This is a genomic window from Corallococcus praedator (genome assembly GCF_003612125.1).
GTDB lineage: Bacteria > Myxococcota > Myxococcia > Myxococcales > Myxococcaceae > Corallococcus > Corallococcus praedator.
On record NZ_RAWI01001244.1, the window covers coordinates 1 to 412 of the forward strand.

1 protein-coding gene is annotated in these 412 nt (G+C 43.4%); it reads left to right on the forward strand.

The genetic code is table 11. The features are described from left to right. Positions 1 to 216: 216 nt before the first annotated feature. Positions 217 to 412, forward strand: a 196-nt coding sequence (locus D7Y13_RS47525) for a hypothetical protein (protein WP_208734711.1), incomplete at its 3' end; no start/stop codon positions are given.

Below are 412 nucleotides of genomic sequence, written 5' to 3' on the forward strand. Positions count from 1 at the left end.
TAGTCTATCTGCTCAAAGGAAGATTGCGTTTGCACTGCAAAGATAACAAGGTTCTCGATCGAATTATAAAATTGAATTATAGAAAATTTATGTTTGGTAAAGCTGCTTATTAATTTGCAAAAACGCATTATTGGAAGCGAATAATTTGTTATCTTCGTATCGCTCTATACCTCCTATACTGCTTTGTATTCCTTCCTGCTTAGGAGAATCACTCCGATGCACAAGTGGACTTCTTGTCGGTATGACGCTTCATTGAATCTTGCAGAGGTGACAGTTGTTGAAGGAGGAACAAACCCCAGGCGAATGGTGACGTTTCGATCGCAAAGCTACGAACGCGACCACAAAGGCTGCACTGCGATCGAAGTAGAAGGCGGAGTTGAAAACTGCCCGATCGGGCTGGTGGCCGAAGAGG